This window comes from Micromonospora sp. PTRAS2, assembly GCF_054052245.1.
Window position 1 is genome coordinate 830962 of the sequence record NZ_JBSWBU010000002.1, and the last position, 19447, is coordinate 850408.

Here is a 19447-nt window from a genome sequence, read left to right on the forward strand (position 1 = left end):
GAGATAGTAGGAAGGAAGAACAAGCCCTGGAGCAACTTCCACCTGACCCGCCCCTTACAGATTCTCTTCGAGTGCTCGCTGGAACAACTGCTGCTCGCGCTTCAAGATAGCGTTACATATAGCCCGCTCACGTGCCGACATCATTCTATCCTCCTGGCGCGCCAACGACTCTATGTCCCGCCGAACCTCGTACAGAGCATGCTCCCAGAGCGCTATCCGATCCAGACTGGCCAAGTGGAGGCGAAGCTCCGCCAAGTGCCCATTTCGCATCCTCAGCACGAGCAGGATATCGCGGTAGCCACTGCTTTGCGGGACCTTGAATCGGTCTTTGAACCTTACGATCTGCACCTCGGGAAACCCGGTCAAACGCTCAAGAGCCTCATACAAGTCGTCGAGGGATTCGAACTCGACTTTAGCCCCGGCCAGATCAACGAGGCGCGAAGCGTCCCCCTCGTACTCGTCGATCTTATCTCTGGCCCTTCCGCGCTCCTTTGGCCCCCGCCGCCAGCCGGCTTTGCCGACTCTCCGCCCGCCAGACTCTGCCAGCCGCTGCGCGAGATTTGACAACTCAGGCTGCACGCCCTTGGCTGCGGCATAGAGACCATCGAGGTATTCGGCCCGGTAGGAAGCATCTCCCCGTCGACTACGGTCGAAGCCAGGTTGGCCGATAACGCTGGCTGGAATCCTGACGCTAGCACTGATTCGGAGGTGGGCGGGCTTCAGTGGCGTGGCCCCAGGCTTGGGGTTTTCTTCGATTGCCGACTGCCCGAGGGCTTCCCACGTGACCTCTGCAAGAGCCGAGGCGACAACATCGATCGCCTGCTGGTGCATTGCCAGGTGGTTCAGCGTCACAGGCCGTGCCGCCATGGAGTTGGCGAGTTCCGGGGCCGCCAGAATGAGCTGCACCACATCGGGAGTCAGCGCAAGCTGCTTCAACAATGTCGGCGCAAGCAGCGGTTCCCGGGGCGGCGGCGACTCCCAGGTGTCGGCGAGCATCTGCCGAATGTCGGGGTCTCTGAGCAGCCTCGCCAAATCCCTCGCCGCCCCATCATCAAGGCGTGGAACGAGTCGACGCAGGTTCGCGTCGTCCAGCCGGCCGGCCAGCTCGGCTGGTGTGACGCCCGCAGAGAGAATCTGGTCAAGATCAGAGCTGGCCGAAACGACTTCCTCGACCGAGATGCCGTCCGAGAGACGCTGGGCGCGAGCCTCCCTGCGAACACGTCGCTCCCTGGCCTCGGCGGTTTCCTCGTCTCTTGCCCCGGGTGAAGGCAAGCTCCCGCTCTCCGTGGTGCCATCGGTTCCTCGCGGCACCGGGCTGAGCGAGCCGGGGCCTTCGAGCAGGTGCATCCGGTTGACGTACAGCTCGTCGTCCGTGGGGTCGTCGGGGCCGGGCCGCCACTCCCGCGACCGGTCCTCCGGCTGCGACCGTTGCCGCTGCTCCGTCACCTCTGCACGCTGGCTGAACTGCCCCGGCCCGACCCCGGCGAACGGCATCGGACGCCCGTCCGGCCCGAGGACCAGGGCGTCGATGCCGGTCACGTTGTGCGGGGCCGGCAGCCCGCTGTGCATGTAGATCGGCATGTCCGACACGATTCCGCTCTGCGGATCCAGGTAGAGCACGCCGCCGTTCTGGTTCAGCGCCACCCAGGCATGCGACCCGCCGCCCTCGTACGTGGTGATGAGGAACGCGTAGCTGCCGTGCCCTCCGGCGCGGAGCTGCCTCTCGACGCTGCCGAACCCCCGGTTGACCACACTCCACCTGTCGTCGGCGGGAGTGCCGTCGTCGGGGTCGACAAGCTTCTGGAAGCGCCCGCCGGTGGCGTCCTCGACGCGCCCCGGGCCGCCGAGCTCGCCGCCGAGCGGCCGGCTGATGTCCCCTGCGGCGTACGCGTCGAAGGTGCGGGGCGCGGAGACCCGGGGGCGACCGTGCATCCACGTCTCGTACAGGGACAGGGTGCAGTCCAGGCAGTTGATGCCCCGGGTCGGGTCGGCGGCCGGCCCGCCGTCGTTGGCGAGCCGGAACCATCCGCCCCGTCGGGGGTCGGCGGTGCGTAGGACCCGCCCGCCGGCGTCGCGGGGCATCGCGCGTTCGAGGTCGGACTGGTGCAGCGCCAGCGGGGGCCGGAGCCCGCCCCACTGCCCGTACCGGCGGGACCGGTCGATCGGCGGCGGGTGGTCGTCTCCGGTCAGCGCCGAGGGGCCGTCGGTGTCCACCTCCCCGACGACGAGCGACGGATCGTCCGTGTTGATCGAGTAGAAGTCGAGGGGATCGCTGACCTCGACGAACTGCGGCGTGACCGTGCCGGCGAGCACCGCATCGGCCAACTCCCGCGACTCGTGGGCGGCCCGCTCGTCCGCCACCGCCATCCGGTGCCACGACGTCGCGAGGTAGTCCTGCCCGCGGTGCTTCAGGTTGAGCGCGTAGGCGGCGTACTCGCTGGCGCGCCGCTGGAAGAACTCGTACCGGGAATGCAGCTTTCGGGCTCCCAGGAAGCGCCGGTTGTCCTCGTGCAGGGCGCGCTGCTGGTGGAAGCGGGCCTGGTAGCGATGCCGGTCGTATGCCTCGCGTTCGGCCCGCTGCCTGGCCTGCCACTCGGGTGACCTGCGCGGCGGCGGGACGGGATGACCCGCAGACTGCGACCGCGGATCCAGCGAGCGGAGCAGCGGAAAACGGGGCGGCGGCGGGAGCGGGCCGTCGTGTCCGGGGGCCGCCGGCCTGGCCGTGCCCGCCGGGCCCGTGCCGACCGGCGGCGGGGTCACCGGGGGCGGCGCGACGGTGCCGCTCGTCGAGGCCGGCAGGTGGGGCGCTGTCGGAGTCCCCGGCGCGCCGCCGGTGTGCGGCGCGACGCCGTCGGCGACGGTGGCAGCGGCGACGGGCGCGGGCAGGGCGCCGGCTCCCCGCGTGTCGAGCTGCGGTGGCTCGACCGGGGCGACCGAGGACAGCGTCGGGCTGACCGTCGCGCGGGAGATCCCCGACCCGTCGGTCGCGCCGGGCGTGGCCGGCGACTGCGCCGACGACTGCGCCGCAGGCTCCGTCGGCGCCTGCGCCGATGCGGCCGACACGTGGCCGAGGTGGCCGCCGTCGACCGGGCCGGCGGCGTGGGCGGCCACGAGCGACGACTCGGGTAGGGACGACGGGTGGTGCGTCCGCAGCGCGTCGCCGGCCGCCTCGACCGTGGCCGGGGCGACGGGGCCGGGATCCGGCCCGGCCGCCCCGAGGACCGGGACGACGGCGGGCCCTCCCCCGTCGCGCGGCAGCGGGACGGGGGGACGCTCCGGGCCCGCGCCGAGGGTGCCGTCGGTCGGGGCCGGGGCGGGCGTCGCATCGGTCGGGGCCGGGGCGAGCGCGCCGAGGTCGGGTGGGGCGAAGGACGCCCCCGCGAGAGCGGCCATCCGGCCGTCGAGGCGATGCTGCAGCGCCGCGTCGGTCTGCGCGGTGGTCGACCCGGTGGCCCCGGACGCGGCGGCCCGCGCCGCGTCCTCCAGCGACACCAGGCCCTGCCCGGTGGCGAGGTTGGCCGCCTGGTCGGCGATCATCTCGCCGGTCATCTCCCGGCCGAAGTGCTCGCCGACCCGGGCCGCCCGGCCGGTCGCGTGCCGCCCGAGGCCGGCCAGCGGTGCCGCCGCCCCGCCCGCCAGGCCGCCGAGCGCGGACATCCCCGCGTCGGTCAGATCGAGGCCGTGCCGGCGGCCGGTCGAGTTCTGGTACGCCTGCGTGGCGAGCGTGATCCCCGACTCCTCGGCTGCCTCCTCCAGCCCGCCCCGCGCCGCCTTCCGGGCGAGGCCGCGCATGCCCCCCTCGGCCACCCGCTTGGCGGCGCGCTCGCCGGCCTCCTTCAGGCCCTGCTTGAGGGTCTTGCGGGCGAGCTGGGCCAGCAGCTTCTTGAAGATCTGCTGCACGACGAAGCGGCTGGCGGCGATCGCGGCACCGGCGGCGGGCGAGGCGGCACCGGCGGTGAGCACCGCCGCCACCGCGAGGGAGAGCAGCTCGACGACGAGGATGCCCAGCTCGATCCAGACTTCGAGCTTGGCGCCCTCGATGTCGCAGCCGCACTCCTCGACGAGCCGGCCGAGGTCACCGCTGACCGCCAGCAGCACCGGCAGCGGGGCCTCGTCGCCCTCGGCCACCCGCTTCCAGGCCGCGTCGAACGCCTCCGCGACCGCACCGATCCCGCCGTACCCGCTGCGGACCTCACCGGCGGCGGCGACCGCGTCGGCGCGCGGACCGGCGAGGGCGTCGGCCACGGCGTACCACTGGTCGGCGAGGTCCCAGACCGCCTTCTCGTTACCCTCCGGCCACTCGACCCCGATCACCCAGTCGAGCGCCTCGTAGACCCAGCCGGGCAGCTCCCAGGGCGCGTAGTCCAGCGGGTGCGGGATAGGGCTCGGCAGCAGGGTCACGGGGGCCTCCGAGTGGTCAGCGCCCGGCGGGCCGCTGGTCGGAGATCCGGTCGAGTCGGCCGGCGTTGTGCGCGTCGGTGCGCACGGAGTTGTCCACCGAGCGCACGACGTCCTCGCCCAGGTGCTCCAGCGCCCGACCGAGGCCCGCCCAGGCCCGCAGCAGCGTCTCCTCGAACCCCCGGTACTGCTTCTCGAACGCCGCGCCGATGTCGTCGCGCCCCCAGGGGCGGGCGGCGCTGGCCGCCGCGAGCTGGCCCCCCACCTGGGCCCGCCGGTCGGTGACGGCCTCGCCGGCGGAGGTCAGGTCGGCCCCGCCGCGCCGCGCGCGGCCCGGATCCAGCCAGAGCTGCCCGTCGGTCACGTCGGTCGCTCCCCGCCCCGCATGACGGCGTCGGCCCGGCCCAGCAGGGTGTCGAAGTCACCGGTGCGGAGGAACTCCATCGCCCCCGACCCGGCCGGCAGGTAGCCGGCCACCAGGTCCTGGGTGGCGGCGACCGCGGCGGCGGTGGCGCGGTGCACCGTCGAGGTGATCTTGCCGCTCAGGGCCCTGGCGTCGCGGGCCTGGAGAGCGGCGGGGGTGAGCTCCACCGAGACGACGTCGCCCCGGGCACCGGCCACCACGGTCACCTGGCCATCGTCGGAGCGCGCGGTGACCCGCAGCTCCGCGAGCCTGGACCGCAGCTCGTCCAAACCGGAACGGAGCTGGCGGTATTGCCCGTGCACCTCGTCGAACCGGGCCCGCAGCGCCCGGTTGGCCTCCCGGTCCACGCTCTCGGCCAACGCCGACCTCCCCGTCACCCTCGGTACGGCAGACCATACCGGGCGCCACGGATTCCGTGGGGTCCGGTAACTTCGGGTGGGTGATCGACCGTCAGCAGGCCGAACAGCTCGCCACCGTCTGGGCCCACCGGGACTCCCAGCGCCTCGGGCACGAGTGCGCCCCGCTGGTCGAGGAGTTCGACCTCGGTTACCTGATCACGTCGACGGTGACCCCGTCGGCCGCGGTCCCCCCGGGCGACCTGCCGACCACGGTGGTGGACAAGGAGACCGGCGAGGTCTCGACGTGGCCGCGCCTGCCGTTCCCCGCCGTGCGGGAGATGTACCGGCGCAGCCGCCCGGCGCAGCCCGCGCCGCGCACCGTCGACCCGGCGAGTCAGTTGCTCCGCGAGATCCGTCGCCTGCCGACCCCCGGCACGGCCGCGCACCTGACCGTGGGCGGCCGGATGCACCGCGCGTGGGGCGCCAAGGGCGAGGCGGTGCTGCGGCACCACCGGCTCGTCCGGGAATACCTGGACGCGCAGCCGCCCGGCCACCTGGTCCGGGGGGTGGACCGGCACGCCGAGCTGATCGTCGTGTCGGACGTCCTGCACGAACACGACCACCAGCGCGTTGCCGAGGGTCGGGCCCCGGCGACCCTCGACGAGGCGCGGGTCCTCTTCGCGGGCAGCCAGTTCGAGCTGTACTGGGTGCGCGAGCCGGGCGACCCGGCGGGCGGGCCGGGCGACCGCCCCTGCGACTCGTGCCTGCGGTTCCTGGTGCACATGAACGTGCTCCCCTGGTCCGACCTGGGATTCCGGCAGCCGTGGTTGCCCGAACCGGCTCCGGCACCCGAGCCGGGCCGCTTCCCCGACGAGGTGGCCCACGCCCTCGTCGCCGCCGGCTGGGCCCCGCACATCGGGGACGAGATCATGGCCGCCGCCGCCGTGCGGGACGTCACGGCCGTCGCCGGGGCCAACCACACCCACGTCGCGTTCCCCGCGGCGGTGGAGGCCATCACCCGGTTCCCCGGCCTGATCGGAGCCCGGTGCGGCCCCGGCCAGCAGGTGTGGATCTCGCGGTTCGACATCATGCCGCACCTGGTCGCCCACAACGCCGACACGCTCGCGGACTTCGGCGCCGTGCTCGGCGTACGGCTGTTCCCCCTCGGCACGGAAAACCAGGAAAGCATCATCGCCGTCGACGAGCGGGGCCGGGTCTTCGCGTTGGACCAGGCCGGCGAGTGGTTCCTCGGTGACGACATCGACGCCGCCCTGACCACCCTGCTGCTCGGCCGGGCCCCCGCCCGCGTCCACGACGACGGCACCTGGTGACACCAGCCGACGAGCGCGACGCCGCTGGCCGGAGGCGCTACAGCTGCACCCCGGTGAGGACGAGCACCCTCGCGTCGGTGTAGTCGTCCATGGCGCTGCGCAGGCCCTCCCGCCCGACGCCGCTGCCCTTCACGCCCCCGTACGGCATCTGGTCGGCCCGGTACGACGGCACGTCGCCGACGATCACCCCGCCGACGTCGAGGACCCGGTGGGCGGCGAAGGCGACGTCGAGCCGGTGGGTGAACACGCCGGCCTGCAACCCGTACGCGGAGTCGTTGACGGCGGCGAACGCGGCGGTGTCGTTCTCGACCCGGGCGACCACGAGCACCGGCCCGAAGACCTCCTCGGCGCACACCTTGGCGTCGGCCGGCACGCCGGACAGCACGGTCGGCGGGTAGGTGGCTCCCTCGCGCCGCCCGCCCACCTCGATGGTCGCCCCGGCCACCACAGCCTCGTCGACCCACGCCTCGACCCGCTGCGCGGCCTGGACCGACACCAGGGGGCCGACGTCGGTCAGCGGGTCGGCCGGGTCGCCGGTGCGCAGTGCCTCCACGGCGGCGACCAGCCTCGGCAGGAAGGCGTCGTAGAGCCACTCGTGCACGTACACCCGCTGCACGGCGATGCACGACTGCCCGGCCTGGTAGTTGGAGAAGGTGGCGATCCGCTGCGCGGCGAAGGTGAGGTCCTCGTCGGTGTTCCAGTCCTCGCAGATCACCGCCGCCGCGTTGCCGCCCAGCTCCAGGGTGACGTGCTTGTCGGGCGCGGCCCGGCGGATGGCCGCGCCGACCGGCCCGGAGCCGGTGAACGACACCACCGGCAGCCGCGGGTCGGCGACCAGCTCGGCGGCCCGCTCGTTGGGCAGCGGCAGCACCGAGAACATGCCCGCGGGCAGCTCGGTCTCGGCGAGCAGCTCGCCGAGCAGCAGCGCCGACAGCGGGGTGGCGGGGGCCGGCTTCACGATGATCGGCGCGCCGACGGCGATGGCCGGGGCGACCTTGTGCGCGACCAGGTTGAGCGGGAAGTTGAACGGCGCGATCCCCAGCACCGGCCCCTTCGGCGCGCGTCGGACCAGCGCGATTCGCCCGGTGGCGGCGGGGTCGGTGTCGAGGCGTTGCAGCTCGCCGGAGAAGCGGCGGGCCTCCTCGGCCGCCCAGCGGAACGTCGACACCGCCCGCCCCACCTCGGCCCTCGCCCACTTGACCGGCTTGCCGTTCTCGGCGGTGATCAGGTCGGCGATCTCGTCGGCCCGTTCGGCGAGCCGCCGGGAGACGTGGTCCAGGGCCGCCGCGCGGGCGTGCGCGGGCAGGGCCGCGGCCCGCGCCGCCACTGCGGCCGCCGCGGCGACGGCGGCCTCGACCTGGTCGGGCGTGGCGAGCGTGGTACGCCCCACCGGGCGACCGTCGTACGGGTGGGTGACGGTCAGCTCGCCCTCGCCGTGTGCGGGGCGGCCGGCGACGAAGAAGGCTCTCGGCTCCACACCTCGGCAGCGTAGCCGAGCCGCTGCCGCACGGTAACCAGCAATTCCCACACGGAAACAGTCGCTCATGCCCTTGTCTGCCGCGAATTCAGTAGCGAAGATGGCAGTCAGATTCCGATAACCTCCGCTGTCCGCATCCCCGGCATCCCTCGGAGACACCTGATGAGCGACCAGCAGCAGCTGCGCAACTTCGTCAACGGCGAGTACGTCGATCCTTCCGACGGCGGGTACGCCGACCTGGTCGACCCGTGCACCGGCGAGGTCTTCGCCCAGGCGCCGGTCTCCGGCGCGGCGGACGTGGACGCGGCCATGCGGGCGGCCTCCGCCGCGTTCGAGACGTGGCGGGACAGCACCCCCGGCGAGCGGCAGAAGGCGCTGCTGAAGCTCGCCGACGCCGTGGAGGCGCGGGCGGCCGAGCTGGTCGACGCCGAGGTGCGCAACACGGGCAAGCCCCGCCAGCTCACCGCCGAGGAGGAGCTGCCGCCGGCGGTGGACCAGTTCCGGTTCTTCGCCGGGGCGGCCCGGCTGCTGGAGGGCCGGTCCGCCGGGGAGTATATGGCGGGCCACACCTCGTACGTGCGGCGGGAGCCGATCGGCGTGTGCGCGCAGGTCACCCCGTGGAACTACCCGCTGATGATGGCGGTGTGGAAGATCGCCCCGGCCCTCGCCGCCGGCAACACGGTGGTGCTGAAGCCGTCGGACACCACGCCGGTGTCGACGCTGCTGCTGGCCGAGATCGCCGCCGAGTTCCTCCCGCCGGGGGTGTTCAACGTGGTCTGCGGCGACCGGGACACCGGTCGTACCCTCGTGTCGCACCCGACCCCGCAGCTGGTGTCGATCACGGGCTCGACCCGGGCGGGCATGGAGGTCGCCTCCGCCGCCGCGCCGGACCTGAAGCGGACCCACCTGGAGCTGGGCGGCAAGGCCCCGGTGGTGATCTTCGACGACGCGGACGTGGCGGCCGCGGCCGAGGCCATCGCCGTGGGCGGCTACTTCAACGCGGGCCAGGACTGCACGGCGGCGACGCGGGTGCTGGCCGGTCCGGGCATCCACGACGACTTCGTGGCGGCGCTCGCCGAGCAGGCCCGCAACACGCGCACCGGCGCGCCGGACGACGCCGACGTGCTGTACGGCCCGCTGAACAACGCCAACCAGCTCGCCCGGGTCAGCGGCTTCGTCGACCGGCTGCCCGACCACGCGAGCGTGCAGACCGGCGGGTCGCGGGTCGGCGAGCGCGGCTTCTTCTACTCCCCCACCGTCGTCTCCGGGGTGCGGCAGGCCGACGAGATCATCCAGCAGGAGGTGTTCGGGCCGGTCATCACCGTGCAGCGCTTCTCCGACGAGGACGAGGCGGTGCGCTGGGCCAACGGCGTCGACTACGGCCTGTCGGCGTCGGTGTGGACGCGCGACCACGGCCGGGCGATGCGGATGACCCGCCGGCTGGACTTCGGCTGCGTCTGGGTCAACACGCACATCCCCTTCGTCTCGGAGATGCCGCACGGCGGGTTCAAGCACTCCGGGCACGGCAAAGACCTGTCGGTCTACAGCCTGGAGGACTACACCCGGATCAAGCACGTCATGCACAACATCGAGGGCTGAGCCTTGCCATCCTCGGAGGAGCTGCACAAGCGGCGGGGCGCGGCCGTGGCGCGGGGCGTCGGCAGCGTCGTCGGCGCGTACGTGGACCGGGCCGGCGGCGGCACGATCACCGACGTCGACGGGCGGGAGTGGATCGACTTCGCCGCCGGCATCGCGGTCACCAACGTCGGCAACTCCGCGCCGCGCGTCGTGGCGGCGGTCCGCGAGCAGGTCGAGCGGTTCACCCACACCTGCTTCATGGTCGCGCCGTACGAGTCGTACGTGGCGGTGTGCGAGCAGCTCAACGCGCTCACCCCGGGCGGCTTCGAGAAGCGCTCCGCGCTGTTCAACTCGGGCGCGGAGGCGGTGGAGAACGCCGTGAAGATCGCCCGGCACGCCACGGGGCGGCCGGCGGTGGTGGTGTTCGACCACGCGTACCACGGGCGGACCAACCTGACGATGGCGCTGACGGCGAAGAACATGCCGTACAAGCACCGGTTCGGGCCGTTCGCCGGGGAGGTCTACCGGGTGCCGATGTCGTACCCGCTGCGCGACGGGGGCCTCGACGGGGCGACCGCCGCCGCCCGGTCGATCGAAATGATCGAGAAGCAGGTGGGCGCGGAGAACGTGGCCGCGCTGCTGATCGAGCCGATCCAGGGCGAGGGCGGTTTCGTCGTACCCGCGCAGGGGTTCCTGCCGGCGCTGCGCGAGTGGGCGACGGCGGCCGGGGTGGTCTTCGTCGCCGACGAGATCCAGACGGGGTTCTGCCGCACCGGCGACTGGTTCGCCTGCGACCACGAGGGCGTCGTGCCGGACCTGGTCACCCTGGCGAAGGGCATCGCGGGCGGGCTGCCGCTGGCGGCCGTGACGGGCCGGGCCGAGCTGATGGACGCGGTGCACGTGGGCGGCCTCGGCGGCACGTACGGCGGCAACCCGATCGCCTGCGCGGCGGCGCTCGCGTCGATCGAGACCATGCACGAGCTGGACCTGGCCGCCGCCGCCCGCCGGATCGGCGCGACGCTGGCCGACCGGCTGCGCGCCATCGCCGCCCGCGACGCGCGGGTCGCCGAGGTACGCGGCCGGGGCGCGATGCTCGCCGTGGAGCTGGTGCAGCCGGGCACCCTGGTCCCGGATCCGGCCGCCGCGGCGGCGGTGTCGGCGGCCTGCCACGCCGCCGGCCTGCTCACCCTGACCTGCGGCACGTACGGCAACGTGCTGCGCTTCCTGCCCCCGCTGGTCATCTCCGACGCGGAGCTGGCCCGGGGCCTGGACATCCTCGACGCCGCCTTCGGCTGAGCCGGGTTCTGCGGGGCGGCCGGCGACCTGTCATCGGTCGCCGGTCGCCCCGCCACCCGACCTCAGGGCAGCACCTCATTCAGCCCAGCACCTCTCTCAGCGCAGCACCTCTCTCAGCCCAGCACCTCGACCACGTTGCGCCGCACGACGTTCTTGCCCGGCTCCCGCACCAGGTCCATCGCGGCGACGTTCAGCAGCACACAGCTGCCCGACGGGCCGGTCACCGCCACCGTCACCGCACGACCGTTGTCCAGGTTCGTCACCCGCAACCGCGTACCCACCGGAAAACGGTCACTCGTCGCCGCCGGCGCACCCCCCTCCGCCGAGAACGTCACCGAACCCTGGCAGGCGCTCGGCCGTGCGGGTGGGGCCGCTGTCGCACCCCCGGGCTGGGCACCGGGTTGTGCACCGGGCTGGGCCGGCGCCCCGCCGGGCTGCGCGGGTGTGCCGCCGCCATCGAGGCGTTCCACCACGTTGCGCCGCACGACGTTCTTCCCCGGCTCCCGCACCAGGTCCATCGCGGCGACGTTGAGCAGCACACAGCTGCCCGACGGGCCGGTAACCACCACCGTCACCGCCCGACCGTTGTCCAGATTGGTCACCCGCAACCGCGTACCCACCGGAAAACGGTCACTCGTCGCCGCCGGCCCACCCCCCTCCGCCGAGAACGTCACCGAACCCTGGCACACGCTCTGCCGCGCCGGTGCCGTCTCGGCGAAGCCGAGACCCGTCCCGACCGCCACCACCGCCGAGGCGACCACGGCCATCCCCGCTGCCAGGACATGCGTCCGCCGTACCCTCACGTGCCTCTCCCGTCGTCCGATGATCGGCCTACGCCGAGCGGTACGGCCTGGGAGCGCTGCCGGGTTCAGCCATCCGTCAGGAAGGTTTCCAATCCCGGGGGCCCACCTCCGCGATCTTGCACTTGCGGCCCCCAGGATGACCGAATGGCTACTTTTGCGCGGGCCCAATGTGCAAGATCGCCGACGGGTGGGTGGTCAGGGGAGGAGTGCTCGGATCGTCGCGACTATGTGGGCGGGGCGGCGGTAGAGGTCACGGTCCGTGAAGTAGCGCATCGTCCAGCCCTCGGCGGCCAACCAGTTGGCGCGGTCCCGGTCGTACCGAAGCCGATCGCGATTCAGGTGAGACAGACCGTCGTACTCGATGCCGATCTGCCGTTCGCGATACCCCAGATCCAGCCGGAAACGCCTGATTCCCTCGCCGTCGAGCACCCAGACCTGCGACTCCGGCACCGGAAGGCCGCCGTCGATCAGCACCAGACGCAACTGACTCTCCTGCCGACACTCGGCGCGCCCGTCGACCAGTGGCACGAGAGAGCGGGCCTGGCGCACACCTGGCAGTGCTCGGTGAGCCAACACCTCCTCGATCAGGTCGTCTCGGCACACGGCACCTGCCCGCACTGCGGCATCGAGCACCGGTAATGCGTCCAGTCGCCGCGCCGTGCGCGCGAGGTCCACGGCGCAACGCGCGGCCGGCACGCAGGGCAGCCCACTCACCAGGACCGGCTCCACGGGCAATGCCGCGTGATGGACCACCAGACCTGGAAGTCGGGGTTTGGGGATCTCGGGAGGCAACTGCACATGCACAGCGCCCTCGGAAAGGACGCCGAAGCCGTGCAGGCGGGCCGCGGTGTGCCGGGACAGCATTGCCTCGGATGGCAGGCACAACAGCAACGCTTGCAGTGCGTCGAGATCATCGACGGGACAGTTCGCGTAGACGCCCCGCCGCGCACGTACGACCTGTCCGTTCACCAGGCGCGTCCGGAGCCGCTTCCGGGTGGTCGACCTGAGCAACGATGCCGTACGCCAAAGTTGGGTTCCCATGCTCGCAGGCTGCCCCAAGACCTGCCCCCGGCGCTTGACCGACGACCGAACCTGTGGACAACCAGCACCTCTGTGGACAACCCCCCAAACCCGCCCCGCCGTGCTAACGCCCCACCTCACCTCAGCGATCTTGCACTTGCGGCCCCAGGAATGGGCGATTCACGGTATTTGACGGGGCCCAAAGTGCAAGATCGCCGGCGACTTGGGGTGGGGCGGCGGGGGGTTAGTCGTCGCAGCCGTAGCCGTCGTTGTCGCGGTCCAGGTCGTAGATGTCGATGCCGATGACCTTCACCGGACCCGTGACGTACGCGGGGCCGTTGCCGCCACCACCGGCACAGTCGACGTCGCTGGCGATCGGCACGCAGCCGCTGTAGTTGGGGTCGCACTGGCGCTCCTGCTTCGTGCCCACCGCGACGACCTGGATGACCGGCTGCTTCGTGACGACCGACCGGAGCAGCTTCCGGCCGGTGGGCACCCCGTCGGTCAGGGTGACCTGGTACGTCAGCGTGCGGACCCCGTTGACTCCCCGGGTGCGGACGACCCGCTTGCCTTTGGCCAGGGACGGGTCCTTCACGGTCCGCTCCGCGTACCGGATCGTCTGCGTCTCCTTCTCGGTGCGCGTCTCCACGGTCGGGGGCGTGGCCGTCGGCGACGACGGAGCCGCGGAGACGGTGGGCGGCGGCGCGGTAGCCGGCGCGGCCGCATCGGACACGACCGGCTCGGGGGCGGCGGCGGGCGGGCTGGCCTTGGCTGCCACGGCGGTACGCCCCTGCCCCGGGTCGTCGGCGAGGGTCCCGACGATGGCGGCTCCCGCGCAGCAGAGCAGCACGGTCGACAACAGCACGCCGCCCAGGACGACGCCGACCCGCTGCCCGGGCTGGAGGCGACGGAACCATCCCGCCCGGGCCACGGATGGCACGACGGGGGCGGCGGGGTTTCGGTGGTACGGCGGCTGATGGGTCACGACACCGAGTGTCACCAGGGAGGGGCGGCTCGGTAACCGCCGTACCGATCCTCAACGACGTCGATCGGCAAACCGGCCGATACGTACAGTCCGGGGCGGAAACCGGGCAGGCGGCATCGTGCCCCATCCGGGCGGGGAGGGTCGTACGGGTGGCGGGGAGCCGCCGTACGGGGTCGCCACGGCCCGGCCTTCCGGCCGTACGGGCCGTTAATAGGGGGCCCTTCCTATACCGAAAGCGTTAACAAGGTGCCCTTCCTTTACAGCCGGTCCTCCAGGCCCCAGGGGGAGCCGTAGCCCGTTAGCAGGTCGAGGAACGGGCGTGGGGGCAGCGCCTCGGGGCCGATCACACCGGTGCCGGTCCACTCCCCCGTGGCGAGCAACTCCAGGGCGACGACCGGGTTGACGGCGGTCTGCCAGACGACGGCCTGGTGGCCGTACTCGGCCATGGACCACTCGTTGTCGACGACGTGGTAGAGGTAGACCTCGCGGGGCTCGCCGTCCTTGCCCACGCCGGTGACCCAGGTGCCGGCGCAGGTCTTGCCGCGCATCCGGTCGCCGAGGGTGGCCGGGTCGGGCAGGGCGGCGGCGACCACGTCGCGCGGGGACATCCGCACGCCGCGCACGGTGACCGGCTCGGTGGAGTCGAGGCCGAGCTTGTGCAGGGTGCGCAGGACCTCGATGAACTCCTCGCCGAGGCCGTACTTGAAGGTGACCCGCCGGGCGTCGACCCAGCGCGGGATGAGCAGCACCTCCTCGTGCTCGACGTTGACGCACTCGACGGGGCCGATGCCCTCGGGGAAGTGGAACACCTCGGGCTCGCTGAACGGTTCGGTGGTGAACCAGCCCCGCTCGCGTTCCCAGATCACCGGCGGGTTGAGGCACTCCTCGATCGTGGTCCAGATGGAGAACGACGGGGCGAAGTCGTAGCCTTCGACGGTGAGGCTCGCGCCGTCGCGTACCCCGATCTCGTCGATCTCGGCGAAGAGTTCGTCGGCGGCGTAGCGGGCGAAGACGTCGGACAGGCCCGGTTCGACGCCGATGCCGCACAGGGCGAGCCGGCCGGCGGACGCCCAGCGGTCGGCGACGGCGAACTGCTCGTCGCCGAGCTTCACCCCGGTCTCGGCGTAGGGGCGCTTCGGGTGCGGGTGCGACAGGGACATGGCCATGTCGAGGTAGTCGGCGCCGGCCGCGTACGCGCCGTCGAAGATCGGCATGACGAAGCGCGGGTCGACGGCGTTGAGCACGTGGGTGATCCGGTGTTCGCGGCACAGCGCGGCGACGGCGTCGGCGGAGGAGGCGTCGACGGTCGCGGCGACGAACCGGTCGCCGTGGCCGGCGACGGCCCGCGCGGCGCGGGCGGCGTCGGCGTCGGCGACGACCATGGTGTCGAAGAATGTTCGGCGGGCGGCGATGGCGGCGGCGGCGGAGCCGACCCCGCCGGCGCCGACGAGCAGGATACGCATCAGGAATCGAACCCCAAACCAAGACGATCGAGCGTACGGAGCCACGGGTTGCGCCGGCCGTCGCGCGCGTCGGCGCGGGCCAGCGACCAGCGGGTGAGGTGGATGCCGGCGGCCCGGACGGGCTCCGGCGGGAACGGCAGCGGCTTGCCCCGGACGAGGGCGAGCCGGGTGAGCGGGGTGTCCGCGCCGGCGAGCAGGTCGAGCATGACGCGCGCGCCGAATCGGGTGGCCCCGACGCCGAGGCCGGTGTAGCCGGCGGCGTAGGCGAGCCGGCCGTCGTAGGCGGTGCCGAAGAACGGGCAGAACCGGGTGCAGGTGTCGATGACGCCGCCCCAGCGGTGGCTGAACCGGACGTCGGCGAGTTGCGGGAACGTGGTGAAGAAGTGCTCGGCGAGGGCGGTGAAGGTGGCGGGGCGCTGCTCCAGCGCGGGGGCGACCCGGTTGCCGTGGTGGTAGACGGCGTCGTAGCCGCCGAACAGGATCCGCCCGTCGCGGGTGATCCGGTAGTAGTGGAACTGGTTGCCGGTGTCGGCGAGGCCCTGCCGGTTGCGCCAGCCGATGGCGTCGCGCTGGGCGTCGGTCAGCGGCTCGGTCATCAGCGCGTAGTCGTAGACGGGCACGACCCAGGCCCGCAGCCGGCGCAGCAGCGGCGGGAACGCGTTGGTGGTGAGCACGACCCGGCGGGCGCGGACGACGCCGGGGGCCTGCTCGACGCCGCCGGCCGTGCTGGCAGCCACGGCGGCGGCGTCGCCGCGCAGCCCGGTGACCCGGGTGTGCTCGTGGATCCGGACGCCCAGGTCGAGGCAGGCGCGGCGCAGGCCCCAGGCGAGCTTCGCCGGGTCGAGCATGGCCACCCGGTCACGGTCCCACATCCCGCCGAGGTACGTCGGCGAGTCTACCTCGGCGCGCACCTCGTCGCGGCCGAGCAGCCGCACGTCGTGGCCGTGGCTGCGGGCCAGCTCCGCGTCCTCGGCGAGCCCGTCGAGCTGGTACGGCCGCACGGCCACGGCCAGCTCGCCGGTGCGCTCGAAGTCGCAGTCGATGCCGTACGCGTCGACGGTGGCGGCGATCGCGGCGAGGTTCTCCCGGCCGAGGCGTTCCAGCTCGGCGACCTCGCCGGGGAACCGGGCGACGCCGTTGGCCAGGCCGTGGGTGAGCGAGGCGGAGCAGAACCCGCCGTTGCGCCCCGACGCGGCCCAGCCGCAGGTGCCCGCGTCGACGAGCAGCACGTCGGTGTCGGGGTCGGCCTGCTTGGCGAGCAGGGCGGCCCAGAGCCCCCCGTACCCGCCGCCGATCACCAGCAGGTCGGCGGTGTGCGCGCCGGTCAGCGGGGGCAGCGGGTCGGGGCGTTCGGGCCGGTCGAGCCAGTACGGTACGGGCGCCGCGTCGGCGAGCGCCCGGCCGGTATGCGGGAGGATCATGACGGGCTCTTCGCCCGCCGGCCGGTCGCCGGTGCGACCGGGAGGGTGTGCCGGCGGGCCCGCCGCCCGCGCAGCGAGCTGAGCCCGACGAGCAGCAGCGCGATGGCGAACATGGCCGTGCCGATGACGTTGACCTGCGGCGGGATGCCCCGCTGGGCGGCACCCCAGACGTACATGGGGAACGTGACGGTGGTGCCGGCGTTGAAGTTGGTGATGATGAAGTCGTCGAAGCTGAGCGAGAACGCCAGCAGCGCGGCGGCCACGATGCCGGGGAGCACCAGCGGCAGGGTGACCAGGCGGAACGTCTGCCACGGGCTGGCGTACAGGTCGGCGGCGGCCTCCTCCAGCCGGCGGTCCATGCCGGCGAGCCGGGCCTTGACGGTGACCACCACGAACGACACGCAGAACATGACGTGGGCGATGACGACGGTCCAGAAGCCCTGCGGCACCCCGGCGGAGACGAACAGGGCCAGCAGCGAGGTGCCCATGACCAGCTCGGGGGTGGCCATCGGCAGGAAGATCAGCACGTTGATGCCGGAGCGGCCGGTGAACCGGTGCCGCACCAGCGCGAACGCCATCAGGGTGCCGAGCACGGTGGCGACGACGGTGGCGATGAAGCCGATCTGCACGCTGCGCACCACGGCGTCGCACATGTCGGAGGTGGCGCAGGGCTGCCGCCAGTTGTCGAGGGTGAACTCGTTGAAGTCGTACGACAGGCGGCTCGACGGGCGGTTGAACGACAGGGCGGCGACCACGGCGATGGGCAGCGACAGGTAGCCGAGGACGAGCAGGGCGACGCCCATCACCCAGTGGTCGGCGAGCCAGCGGGAGACTCTCACAGCACCTCCTCCGTGCCGGCGCGGCGCAGGTAGACGAAGACCACCGCGAGGATCGCCGCCATCAGCAGGAACGACAGGGCCGCGCCCTGCGGGTAGTCCAGCCGGACCAGGAACGCCGAGTCGATGACGTTGCCGATCATGTATTCGTTGGGGGTGCCCAGCAGCTCGGCGTTGATGTAGTCGCCGGTGGCCGGGATGAAGAACAGCAGCGTGCCGGCGATCAGGCCGGGCATCGACAGCGGCAGGGTGACCCGGCGGAACGTTTGCACCGGGCTCGCGTACAGGTCGCCGGCCGCCTCCAGCAGCCGGTAGTCGAGCCGCTCCAGGCTCGCGTACAGCGGCAGCACCAGGAACGGCAGGAAGTTGTACGTCAGCCCGAGCACCACCGCGACGGGGGTGGCGAGCAGCCGGCCGTCGGGGCCGAGCAGGTGCACGTCGCGCAGCAGCCCGACCAGAGCGCCGTTGTCGGACAGGATCGTCTTCCACGCCAGGGTGCGCACCAGGAAGCTGGTGAACATGGGGGCGACGACGCAGACCAGCAGCAGGTTCTTCCACCGGCCGGCTTTCTGGGCGATCGCGTACGCCAGCGGGTAGCCCATCAGCAGGCCCAGCACGAGCGCGATGCCGGCGTAGAGGAACGACCGGCCGAGCTGCGGCCAGTACGCCTGCACCGCGTCGGGGTAGTTGCCGAATGCCCAGGTCAGCGCGTACCCGGTGGAGAGGGAACCGCTGGGGTCGTAGAGGCTGGCGGCGGCGAGCTGGAACAGCGGCACGGCGAAGAACAGCAGCAGCCAGGCCGCGCCGGGCAGGAGCAGCAGGTACGGCAGCAGCCGGTGCCGTCCGCCCCGGGGCGGCGGCGGGGGCGTCGCGGGTTGCCCCGTCGACGTGGGAACGTGGGCGAGCGCGGTCACGAGGACGCACCCACCGGCTCGTCGAGCAGGCCGGCGGTGGCGTCGTCCGCGCCGGGCGGGCGGGGCAGCAGGAACGCGTGCCGGGGGTCCCAGTGCGCCACCACGGACGCGCCGACGGGCACCCGGCCGCCGAGGCCGCTGTTGGCCGCGAACGCGGTCAGTTCGCTGCCCCAGCCGGTGCGCACCAGATACTGGGTGCTGACCCCCACGTACGAGGCGTCGGTGACCACCCCGGTCACGTACTGGTGGCCGGCGGGGACCCGGTCGGCGGCGTCGACGAGGTGCAGCTTCTCGGGGCGTACCCCCAGGTAGACCGGGCCCGAGGCGACCCGGGCGCGGCCGGCGGGCACGGAGTAGCGCGCGCCGTGGGCGGTGACCGGCACGTCGGACCCGGCGGGCCCGGCGGCCTCGGCGGCGAGGAGGTTGGACTGGCCGAGGAAGTTCGCCACGAACGCGGTGGCCGGGTATTCGTAGATGTCGGCGGGCGCGCCGAGCTGCTCGATCCTCCCGGCGTTCATCACCGCGACGGTGTCGGCCATGGTCATGGCCTCCTCCTGGTCGTGGGTGACGTGCACGAAGGTGATGCCGACCTCGGTCTGGATGCGCTTGAGCTCGATCTGCATCTGCCGGCGCAGCTTCAGGTCGAGCGCGCCGAGCGGCTCGTCGAGCAGCAGCACCTGCGGCCGGTTGATCAGCGCCCGGGCGAGCGCGACGCGCTGCTGCTGCCCGCCGGAGAGCTGGGCGGGGCGGCGGTGGCCGAAGTCGGCGAGCTGCACCAGGGCGAGCATCCGGTTGACCTCGGCGTCGACCGAGCGGATGCCGCGCCGGCGCAGCCCGAACGCCACGTTGTCGAAGATGTCGAGGTGCGGGAAGAGCGCGTAGCTCTGGAACACGGTGTTGACCGGCCGCTTGTACGGGCGCAGCCGGGCGATGTCCCGGTCGCCGAGGAGCACCTGCCCGCTCGTCGGCTGCTCCAGGCCGGCGATCATGCGCAGGGTGGTGGTCTTGCCGCACCCGGACGCCCCGAGCAGGGCGAAGAACGAGCCCTGCGGGATGGTCAGGCCGAGGTCGTCGACCGCGGTGAAGATGCCGAACCTCTTGGTCAGGTTGACCAGCCGCAGGTCGCCGGCCGGCGCGTCGTGTCCCGTCGTCTTCGCGCTCAT

15 protein-coding genes are annotated in these 19447 nt (G+C 72.7%); 3 read left to right on the plus strand and 12 right to left on the minus strand.

The window, feature by feature from the left end; all coding sequences use genetic code 11:
• Positions 1-54: 54 nt before the first annotated feature.
• From ACVMYR_RS09555 to ACVMYR_RS09565, 3 genes are read right to left on the minus strand one after another with little or no spacing between them, the layout of a single operon-like run.
• On the minus strand, positions 55-4401 hold the full coding sequence (locus ACVMYR_RS09555; RefSeq protein WP_457121612.1) for a toxin glutamine deamidase domain-containing protein: 4347 nt from the start codon (positions 4399-4401) through the stop codon (positions 55-57).
• 16 nt (positions 4402-4417) lie between these two features.
• The gene (locus ACVMYR_RS09560) at positions 4418-4762 is read right to left on the minus strand and encodes a hypothetical protein (RefSeq protein WP_043962003.1); all 345 of its coding nucleotides are present in this window, start codon (positions 4760-4762) and stop codon (positions 4418-4420) included.
• Positions 4759-5181, minus strand: a complete 423-nt coding sequence (locus tag ACVMYR_RS09565; protein WP_353899339.1) for a YbaB/EbfC family nucleoid-associated protein — start codon at positions 5179-5181, stop codon at positions 4759-4761. The genes ACVMYR_RS09560 and ACVMYR_RS09565 overlap by 4 nt, the downstream gene beginning before the upstream one ends.
• 80 nt (positions 5182-5261) lie before the next feature.
• Here ACVMYR_RS09565 and ACVMYR_RS09570 point away from each other — a divergent pair, with 80 nt between their 5' ends.
• On the plus strand, positions 5262-6491 hold the full coding sequence (locus tag ACVMYR_RS09570; RefSeq protein WP_457121613.1) for an SUKH-3 domain-containing protein: 1230 nt from the start codon (positions 5262-5264) through the stop codon (positions 6489-6491).
• 37 nt (positions 6492-6528) lie between these two features.
• On the opposite strand, the gene ACVMYR_RS09575 is transcribed toward ACVMYR_RS09570, so the two are convergent.
• Entirely contained in the window at positions 6529-7968 is a 1440-nt protein-coding gene (locus tag ACVMYR_RS09575) for an aldehyde dehydrogenase family protein (protein WP_457121614.1), read from the minus strand.
• A gap of 162 nt (positions 7969-8130) precedes the next feature.
• Here ACVMYR_RS09575 and ACVMYR_RS09580 point away from each other — a divergent pair, with 162 nt between their 5' ends.
• Complete coding sequence (locus ACVMYR_RS09580; protein WP_043962000.1) at positions 8131-9567, plus strand: gamma-aminobutyraldehyde dehydrogenase; 1437 nt, start codon at positions 8131-8133, stop codon at positions 9565-9567.
• A 3-nt stretch (positions 9568-9570) separates the two neighbouring features.
• On the plus strand, positions 9571-10842 hold the full coding sequence (gene gabT / locus ACVMYR_RS09585) for a 4-aminobutyrate--2-oxoglutarate transaminase (protein WP_457121615.1): 1272 nt from the start codon (positions 9571-9573) through the stop codon (positions 10840-10842).
• A gap of 113 nt (positions 10843-10955) precedes the next feature.
• Here the strand turns inward: gabT and ACVMYR_RS09590 are convergent, their stop codons facing one another.
• The 8 genes from ACVMYR_RS09590 to ACVMYR_RS09625 form a co-directional block, all read right to left on the minus strand.
• Positions 10956-11645 (minus strand): hypothetical protein, encoded by a 690-nt coding sequence (locus tag ACVMYR_RS09590; protein WP_457121616.1) that lies wholly within the window; start codon positions 11643-11645, stop codon positions 10956-10958.
• Between the two features lie 195 nt (positions 11646-11840).
• Complete coding sequence (locus ACVMYR_RS09595) at positions 11841-12614, minus strand: DUF559 domain-containing protein (RefSeq protein WP_256092184.1); 774 nt, start codon at positions 12612-12614, stop codon at positions 11841-11843.
• 295 nt (positions 12615-12909) lie between these two features.
• Positions 12910-13650 carry a G5 domain-containing protein gene (locus tag ACVMYR_RS09600; RefSeq protein WP_457121617.1) on the minus strand — a complete coding sequence of 247 codons (741 nt, stop codon included), beginning with the start codon at positions 13648-13650 and terminating at the stop codon, positions 12910-12912.
• A 257-nt stretch (positions 13651-13907) separates the two neighbouring features.
• Positions 13908-15113: a saccharopine dehydrogenase family protein gene (locus ACVMYR_RS09605; protein ID WP_457121618.1), complete on the minus strand. Its 1206-nt coding sequence runs from the start codon at positions 15111-15113 to the stop codon at positions 13908-13910.
• A complete protein-coding gene (locus tag ACVMYR_RS09610; RefSeq protein ID WP_091285631.1) occupies positions 15113-16534 on the minus strand; it encodes an NAD(P)/FAD-dependent oxidoreductase in 1422 nt (473 codons plus the stop codon). Before ACVMYR_RS09610 ends, ACVMYR_RS09605 begins: the two co-directional genes overlap by 1 nt.
• Positions 16531-17373, minus strand: coding sequence for an ABC transporter permease (locus tag ACVMYR_RS09615; protein ID WP_241773941.1), 843 nt, complete (start codon positions 17371-17373; stop codon positions 16531-16533). Before ACVMYR_RS09615 ends, ACVMYR_RS09610 begins: the two co-directional genes overlap by 4 nt.
• Positions 17370-18284, minus strand: coding sequence for an ABC transporter permease (locus ACVMYR_RS09620; protein ID WP_052503643.1), 915 nt, complete (start codon positions 18282-18284; stop codon positions 17370-17372). Before ACVMYR_RS09620 ends, ACVMYR_RS09615 begins: the two co-directional genes overlap by 4 nt.
• Positions 18281-19447, minus strand: a complete 1167-nt coding sequence (locus tag ACVMYR_RS09625) for an ABC transporter ATP-binding protein (protein ID WP_077936253.1) — start codon at positions 19445-19447, stop codon at positions 18281-18283. Before ACVMYR_RS09625 ends, ACVMYR_RS09620 begins: the two co-directional genes overlap by 4 nt.

Coding starts and splice junctions, on each gene's coding strand:
- ACVMYR_RS09580 (WP_043962000.1), top strand. CDS start 8,131: ATGAGCGACCAGCAGCAGCTGCGCAACTTCGTCAACGGCGAGTACGTC.
- ACVMYR_RS09605 (WP_457121618.1), bottom strand. CDS start 15,113: ATGCGTATCCTGCTCGTCGGCGCCGGCGGGGTCGGCTCCGCCGCCGCC.
- ACVMYR_RS09610 (WP_091285631.1), bottom strand. CDS start 16,534: ATGATCCTCCCGCATACCGGCCGGGCGCTCGCCGACGCGGCGCCCGTA.
- ACVMYR_RS09625 (WP_077936253.1), bottom strand. CDS start 19,447: ATGAGCGCGAAGACGACGGGACACGACGCGCCGGCCGGCGACCTGCGG.